General features: G+C 49.3%; 7 protein-coding genes and 1 pseudogene. All 8 read left to right on the top strand.

From position 1 onward, the window contains the following. The coding region (locus ACIPZC_RS25900) for a DUF2345 domain-containing protein (RefSeq protein WP_400630393.1) at positions 1–1,178 on the top strand (1,178 nt) is incomplete at its 5' end. A 34-nt stretch (positions 1,179–1,212) separates the two neighbouring features. After that, positions 1,213–2,922 (top strand): esterase/lipase family protein, encoded by a 1,710-nt coding sequence (locus ACIPZC_RS25895; protein ID WP_400630391.1) that lies wholly within the window; start codon positions 1,213–1,215, stop codon positions 2,920–2,922. Positions 2,923–3,010: 88 nt separating this feature from the next. Further along, a complete protein-coding gene (locus ACIPZC_RS25890) occupies positions 3,011–3,889 on the top strand; it encodes a T6SS immunity protein Tli4 family protein (RefSeq protein WP_400630389.1) in 879 nt (292 codons plus the stop codon). 364 nt (positions 3,890–4,253) lie between these two features. After that, positions 4,254–4,655, top strand: coding sequence for a hypothetical protein (locus ACIPZC_RS25885; RefSeq protein WP_400630387.1), 402 nt, complete (start codon positions 4,254–4,256; stop codon positions 4,653–4,655). A gap of 356 nt (positions 4,656–5,011) precedes the next feature. Continuing rightward, positions 5,012–5,974 (top strand): T6SS immunity protein Tli4 family protein, encoded by a 963-nt coding sequence (locus ACIPZC_RS25880; protein ID WP_400630385.1) that lies wholly within the window; start codon positions 5,012–5,014, stop codon positions 5,972–5,974. A gap of 130 nt (positions 5,975–6,104) precedes the next feature. Continuing rightward, positions 6,105–6,398 carry a hypothetical protein gene (locus ACIPZC_RS25875; RefSeq protein WP_400630383.1) on the top strand — a complete coding sequence of 98 codons (294 nt, stop codon included), beginning with the start codon at positions 6,105–6,107 and terminating at the stop codon, positions 6,396–6,398. Between the two features lie 55 nt (positions 6,399–6,453). Next, positions 6,454–6,864, top strand: a pseudogene (locus ACIPZC_RS25870) (contractile injection system protein, VgrG/Pvc8 family); the annotation flags it as partial. A gap of 103 nt (positions 6,865–6,967) precedes the next feature. Then, entirely contained in the window at positions 6,968–7,768 is an 801-nt protein-coding gene (locus ACIPZC_RS25865; protein WP_400630381.1) for a hypothetical protein, read from the top strand. Positions 7,769–7,774 lie beyond the last annotated feature (6 nt).

The following is a 7,774-nucleotide window of genomic DNA, read 5'->3' as shown; positions in this document are numbered from 1 at the left end:
GCGGCCTGATGAGCGGCTACAAGAGCAAGGAAGTCGGCGGCGGCGGCTTCAACCAGTGGGTGATGGACGACTCCACCGGCCAGGTACGCACCCAGTTGCACAGCAGCCACGGCCATACCCAGCTCAACCTCGGCTACCTGATCGACCAGCGCGGCAACAACCGCGGTGGCCTGCGCGGCACCGGTTTCGAACTGCGCACCGACGCCTACGGCGCCCTGCGCGCCCAGCAAGGCCTGTACCTGAGCACTTGGAAGCGCAGCAACGCCGAAGGCGCCCAGCTCGACGTCAGCGAAGCCCAGCAGCAGTTGCAGAACAGCGAGCAGCGCCTCAAAACCCTCTCCGACACCGCCAAACAGCACAACGCCGACGCCCTGCAGGCTGGCCTGGACAGCCTCACCCAGCTCAATGCCGACACCGACGTCACCTATGGCAACGACAGCAGCAGCCCGAGCCAAGGCCCGAGCGAACAGCAGCGCAACGGCGGCGACACCGCCTGGGCGATCCGCAACGGTGGTCGCGGCAAGACACCGGGTTACCAGAAGCCGCTGCTGATCGCTTCTTCCCCGGCCGACATCGCCACCGCAACCCCGCAGAACACACATCTGCACAGCGGCAAGCACCTGACCATCAGTACCGGCGAGGATGTCAGCATCGCCAGCGGCAAATCGCTGCTGGCCAGCGTGGTGCAGAGCATCAGCCTGTTTGCGCAGAACGCAGGGGCCAAGCTGTTTGCGGCCAAAGGCAAGGTGGAGCTACAAGCGCAGAACGACGAGATGCTGCTGACTTCACTGCAGAACATGAAACTCAGCTCGACCGCCGCCGGGATCGAAATTGCGGCCAAGGACGGGATTCTGCTCACCAGTGGTGGCGGTTACATCCGCATCAAGGGCGGCAATATCGAAATCCACGCACCGGGTACCATTGATGTCAAAGGGGCGAAAAAGACCTTCAGTGGGGGCACGAGTTTGTCACACAGCTTCAATGAAATGCCCAAGACCGACTTTGCCGACCCTTATCTGATCAAGAAGCTCAGTACTGGTGAGCCTGCTCCGGGGGTGAAGGTAGAGGTAACGCGGGCAGATGGCAGCGTGATGCAGTATGTGTCGGATGCGGCCGGGAAGATTCCTGTGCAGCAGAGTCGGATTGCTGAATTCCTTAAGATCCGTGTACTGGATTGACTTTCACTAAATAGCCCAGGGGAGAGACGAAAAAATGATTAACCCATTAAAATTAATATCCATATTGAACCCCGACGGCAGTAGAACCGCAAGCACTACGCTTGGCAAGTCCACAGAGCAACGAGAGAAAGAAATTGCCGTAAAAACGAACAAAGTAGTCCCAGTGGTATTCATCCCGGGTATTATGGGAACGAACCTGTGGAATACCAGGACGAAAAAGATAGCGTGGATCGCCCCTAATACGGATACCATACCTGCTAAGTTCGCTGCTGTGGGTTCTTTTATATCAGCTCTATTTAGCTCCGCAAAAGATAGGCAGAATGATCTTGATGGGCGAAAAGGAATGATTACGGCCTACCAAGACGGCCCAATTCGCACCGAAGGCTTAATGGAGCCATTGAGTGAGGAGGAACTCAAAAAACGCGGATGGGGCGGCATCATGCGTTCGGCATACCATCCGATAATGATCTCTATCCAAAATGAAATGAACACCATTATGCTTGATCAAGCACTACAAGGTTGGTGGAAGGATCATAGCGATCTGCACCCCGCAGATTGGGGCGACTGGAACAACAACCCTCCCCTTTCCGCTATTGATAATTCAGCAGAGCTTAAACATTCAGCAGACATAACATATGAGGTTTGGGCAGGAGGCTACAACTGGCTTCAATCAAATAAAGACTCAGCAAAAGATATTATGGATTTAATACATAATAAAATATTACCAAACCACCCTACCGCCAAAAAAGTAATAATCGTAACCCATTCAATGGGCGGCTTAGTTGCTCGATCAATGGTAGGCTTATATGGCTACGACAAGATTTATGGAATAATTCACGGGGCAATGCCTGCGACAGGTGCCCCTGCCGCGTATCGTAGAATCAGAGCAGGTTTTGAAGGAGAGGGGATCGAGGGGTTCGTGACCAGACAAATTTTAGGGCCGACAGCCAAAGAAACCGTAGCCGTTTTAGCTTACTCCAGAGGTGGACTGGAACTTCTCCCTGCAGCAAACTACAACGACGGCGAAAGCTGGTTATTTGCCCGAAGAAAGAAAAGTGAGGCTTTGGCCAGACGGCCTGAGAGCGACAAAGATTTCATCATGCTTCCAACCGCTGGCGACCCCTATGAAGAAATCTATAAATCCCAAAAATGGTGGGGATTAATTCCAAAGGAGTCGGATATTCTCATTGATCCAAATGAATTCCAAGATGATGAAGAGGAAATCACATTTGGTACTCCACAGGGCAAAAGGGCAATCTTCGAGGACAATATAGACAATACTAGATTTTTTCACGACGCCATTAAGACGACTTATCACCCTTTCACATATGTTCATTATTCTGCCGAAGCAGAGGCGGAAAAGCTTATAACCTGGGGTGACATAGTGTGGGAGACTGATTGGGTGGGATGGGAGGATCCTGAGAAGCTGAGCATTACGAATGACGACTATACCGGAATCATCGAACTTGGTGCTGGTCGAAGATTCACCTTCGCTCCTAAACTTACCCCTGGGGACGGCACGGTGCCAGTCTCTTCATCCGCGAGCTCACGAGCTTTCCCTGAAGTGAAAGCGGCATTCGCTCACGGAAAAAACTCATTGGATTATCCGACTGTCTGTAAAACCGGTATCTATAATCAAACTACGGGCTACGAGCACCAGAATGCTTATAATGATCCGGACAAACGTACGCTGTATGCCACGTTATATAGTATTGTGAGGCTATCGGTCCATGTTGAAATTTAAGGCTTGCAAGAAGCTCACACGCGCATTTAAATCCATTAACTTTGCAGCAATATTTATTATGTCCACTGCCGCGAGCGGAGCACCAAGCATGAACACCCCGTTAAATACTTTTTACTTTGGCCGCTACTTGATGTCGGCTCCAACAGATGGCTCAGGTATCTGGACATCATACAAAGTAATCCAAAAGGATATACAGCTTATAAGCAAAAACGGCAAGCGGGACATCAGCAAAAAAGTTGATGAATCTATTGCAGAAATCAATCTACTTCACAAATCAGGATACAAAGGGTTTGATCAGAAAATTTTGCTAGACCGCGGAGGTGTAATTGTAGTGTCCAAAGCTAAAAACTACGACTTTGACATATACTATTTGACCTCACAAAATACGCTTTATCGCCAAACCGTAGAATCGATTTCACTCAACTCTTTCGATAAAGCTGTCGAACTTGCAAAAGATCTAAACTCATTAATCCATTATCGCAACCCCGCATCCAAACCTCCGGAAGGCACTTTCGCAGTAGATGCTGGCTATCTAACTCTTCCCCGTGATAAATACCCTGAGCAAGTTTCAATTGGGCTACCAATTTCAACGGTGCCGGGAATTCATGTAATCTTTGATACACAGGTAATACGAAAGCCAGAGCCTGGTTTGATCGAGCGTTATGATCAGCGCACTTCGGGCATTGTAACACCGATGCTCCAAAAAATACTTACACGTTCTAGTCTCTTGAGAAAAAATAAAAGAATGGTTGCCGGCCTAACCTTTGAAGAAGTTTTACTGAAGACCAAATCTAACGACCGCACCTTCTACTCATTTCGCATTGAGTATGCTGGCACACCAAAATCGAGCATGGAGCCTTATGCAAAACTTGAAATGAGCACATTGGATGAGGGCGCGACTTTCAATAGTGATGAGGACGCCCTTGAGTTCTGGGATACCTTAGTAAACAGCATCAAACGAATCTAGCTAGGCTTGTGTGCTTGCGCTTCCACCCGGACCGCCTGAGCCAGGACGGTGAGTTGAGTTCGTGCTCGCTGCGCATGGTGACTCGCTCAATGGGAGGGCTCGTCGCGAGGCGCTGCGCACAAAAATATCCGCAGAATATATTGGGGGTTGTCCACACTGTGCAACCGGCAATCAGTGCTGGTACAGCGTATCGACGCGTAAGAGCCGGATGGGAAGATTTGACAGGACAAATGGCGATAGAAGCTAATGCTGACGAAGTTACACCGGTCTTTGGCGCCCCAGGGCCGTTACAGCTACTACCCAACCAACTCTATGGCAACGGCTGGCTTAATGTTCGCTGGGAAAAAATGACGGTCCGATTTTGATGTCGCTGCCTAAAGCCTCTAATCCCTACGACGAAATCTATTCGAAAACAACTGCCTGGTGGCGCCTATGCGACCCACGCTTGGTAGAACCGCGCGCCCAAAACAGAGAAGAGCTTGAAGATGGCTGGAACTTATATTTGAAAAATCTAAAAATGGCTCAAAACTTCCACGCATTCTTGGGAACTTATTATTCCCCTCAAACATATGCGCACTTTGGGCCCGACAGCAAGTTCCCCGCTTGGAACAAGATCGACTGGATTCTCAAATCATTTCGAAAAATGACCGGTCAATTCTCACCTATGTCATCGGTAGAAACAACCCCAAACTTGCGACTGAGCACAGATAACAGAATAAACTATGTGATACTCAATAATCCACAAACTGCCGGAAAAATAGCCTAGCAACCACTGCACGGACCCGCAGTCATAGGTGCTGATTATAGCGGTGATGCCTATCATGCGGCTATGGCGTCTCAAGATGATACCGGCGACGGCACAGTGCCAACGCATTCAGCTGCAGCTGTCACCAATCACATCAAATTTTCAGCACGCCTTTCTGGCTTTAAACATGGTGCGTCGTACAATGACAAGTCGGCTCGAGCGATTACACTTCACTCGATTATAAGCCTTGCTAAGGGCGCAAAAAATCTATGCTAGTGCATCATCATTTTCTTAAACACGGGCTAGCGATTCTCATTGGCTGTAGTCTGCTAATTGCCTCATTGTTTACCCCTATTGCATCAGGAGCATCAGAAACGATGGACTCAACTAAAAGCCTTTCGAAGACGGTCCGGGTAGGTCGGTTTAGTCTTGACCTTCCAATCGACGCCGTTTTTAGCGGCGCGTTACTTGAACTGAACGGGGTGCCCGTATCCATTACACCAGGTTACATAAAGCCACGGGTAGAGAGAGAAGCGCAAAAAAACTGGCTATCCATTGAAGGCCGTAACCTAAATAATGCAGAACACAAAGCCACCAAGGAATCGATGGGTAATGGGTCATTTCTCTATAGCTATGATCACACGCGAATCACAGGAGAAGGGCTTGACGGCGACCCCATAAACAAAGTTGTGTTTTCCACAGTGGCGTATCAGTGGTCTAATAATATGAAATTTGTACTTGGCGGCGACAGCACGCTCAACAAGGACGAACAGATCAGAACTATTCTTGATTCAATTAAGCTCAGCGATATTGATGACCCTCAAAGCATCTGCTATGTCAATGGATGCTTACCTCACAAGACGGGAAACGAAGGTGTTTATATCGACTTTAGTTTCACAGAGCGGCCGGACTTGAGAGCAAAATTTACATCCAAACAATATGGCGAAATAGCCAATCAATTTCTCTCAAAAAGAAACAGCAGCGCTGTTTCACCGACTGAAGAGGCCGCTTGGATAATTAAATCTGACTTCCAGCACCGTATGTACCGCAATACTAAACGAACAGTTAATAATCTCATAGGAGAGGAAATCATTGAGGCTAGTACTGAAAAAGTCGGTGAAGGTTACCTGACTGAAATCAATGCCGTCTGGTATTACCCAGGCGTACCAAACAGCGATAAAAACCCTGAACTTCGTTTCGATTTAGATTACAGCTATATGACGACACAAAAGCCGAAAAATGGAGCAGGCTTCCCTAACCAAGAAGAGCCAAACTCAATCTCCGAGGCACAGTTTATGATAATCTGGGATCAGGCATTAAACTCACTGACTTCAAAGTAGCTATCGCTGAACCCGTAGAGCTTATGATCTAACGCATGGGGCGCATGCTTCTGGACAAAGAATCTATTGAAGCGCTCTCGATGCTAGTGCATTTAAAACCTAACAATATAAGCAAGGAATAAAGTATTATATGAGCCCCAATCCGTCAAGCGCTATGCGCTATGTAGGCGCAGTCAGTATAGGCATTGCCGTATCTGGGTCAATCGTCGCCCTGTGCTTATTAGCTGGACCGAATTATGGGACAATGCCTGGCATCGGTGGATATCAGAAGATATTTGCACTTGCTGCTTTATGGATTACAAATCTCATGACTTTGTTACTTAATGCAATCTACTTAATATATTGCCGCCAACTCAGATGGTTAAAAGTTCTTATTCTCGTGCAGATGATAGTTGTGCTGACTGCCCTGTTTTCTCTTGATTGACGTCTCATTCGGCTCCCCTGTCATGGACCTGATCTACGGCACCCCGTTCCCACAAAGCCTGCTCGAATACCGCAGCGACTGCCGCATCTGGCAAGACAAGAACCTGCCGGCGATTTTGGAGGCCGTTTTCGCCCAGTACGAACAGGCCAAGGGCAACTATTGCCTCGACCTGCGCCGCGAATACGCCCCGCTGTCCTACGTCACCCAGTTCAACGAAACCGACGCCAACTTCGTCCAGCGCTGGTGCGAGCTCGAAGGCATCCTCTGGTACGTCGAGCACAAGCCCGACAGCCACTGCATCGTCTTCACCGACAGCGTCGACACCCTGGCTGCGCTCACCCCGCATAGGGTGCCGTTCCACACCCAGAGCGTGACCCAGAAGCAGGACGGCATCACCCGGTGGAGCACCGGCTCGCAGTTCCTCAGCGGCAAGCTCAACTGGCGCAGCGTCGATTATCTGTCCCACAGCCTGCACGAAAGCATTCGCGCCATAGCAAGCTGGAGTGAAAATGTATAAATCTTTAGGGTTGACACTTTTTTTATTTCTTATGGCCTGTGGAGAGTCACAGATGGAAAGCAATAAGCCGATCGTGCAATTTCAAATCAACGATAACATCCAGAGTGCAATCGCCAACTCATCGGTCGACTTCAAAAAAGATTGCATGCTGGGCATTTGCCTCTACAAATACTCACTGTCTTTTGCCAGTGGGCACAGAGCGGCCATTGCCATAAACCCAGCTTCATCAACCTCTCTTCAATACAATGATGGTGTGGGTGTCACATTGGGCACCTATGAGAGCGATACGGTGAATGATGCAGAGATTATCCTCGGCGGGGTTGATCCCGATTCCTCCCACTCATTTGCCATGAAATACTTCCGGGATCAAGCAGACGGTTTGCTTGCCAAAGGATGGCATCGGTTTATCATGCCCAACGAAGCGAGACTGCCGGGCAGCCAAGCGAAAAAATTCGATAGCCCAAGAGTAGTTTTGGGTAAACCCATCGGCACAGGCCCATGGAATGATCCCGCATTGGTACTCAGCCAAGAAGAGTGGCTAGCGATGCCAATGTTCAGCAGTTGGTATTTTCACAAGGATGGTGTGTATCTGACTCTTCGAGTTCAGCGCGAAAACAACGAAAGTGCTCCGGAACAGATAGGCTCCTATTTGTTCACACTGACGGTCGAATCCGAAGCGGAGTTTTACAAAAGCTTTTTTGAAAGCGACGACCGTGAACAATGGACAACTCTCCTACCCGCCGAACTCAAACGCATGGCCCAGGAACGCGCCCAAACCGAAGCACGCCTGAAAAAGATGGGCATCGCCATCGATGAAAACTACCAGGACCCGCCCATCAAGGCCCTGGAATAACCCATT

The sequence above is a fragment of the Pseudomonas sp. NPDC089743 genome, assembly GCF_044748785.1.
Lineage (GTDB): Bacteria > Pseudomonadota > Gammaproteobacteria > Pseudomonadales > Pseudomonadaceae > Aquipseudomonas > Aquipseudomonas putida_X.
Note: the sequence above shows the minus strand (reverse complement) of the source record. Positions and strands in the feature narration are given on the sequence as shown.

Excerpts from the sequence above, each read along its gene's own strand:
- ACIPZC_RS25890 (WP_400630389.1), top strand. The coding sequence starts at position 3,011 with ATGAACACCCCGTTAAATACTTTTTACTTTGGCCGCTACTTGATGTCG.
- ACIPZC_RS25865 (WP_400630381.1), top strand. The coding sequence starts at position 6,968 with ATGGAAAGCAATAAGCCGATCGTGCAATTTCAAATCAACGATAACATC.
- ACIPZC_RS25880 (WP_400630385.1), top strand. The coding sequence starts at position 5,012 with ATGGACTCAACTAAAAGCCTTTCGAAGACGGTCCGGGTAGGTCGGTTT.
- ACIPZC_RS25885 (WP_400630387.1), top strand. The coding sequence starts at position 4,254 with ATGTCGCTGCCTAAAGCCTCTAATCCCTACGACGAAATCTATTCGAAA.
- ACIPZC_RS25895 (WP_400630391.1), top strand. The coding sequence starts at position 1,213 with ATGATTAACCCATTAAAATTAATATCCATATTGAACCCCGACGGCAGT.
- ACIPZC_RS25875 (WP_400630383.1), top strand. The coding sequence starts at position 6,105 with ATGAGCCCCAATCCGTCAAGCGCTATGCGCTATGTAGGCGCAGTCAGT.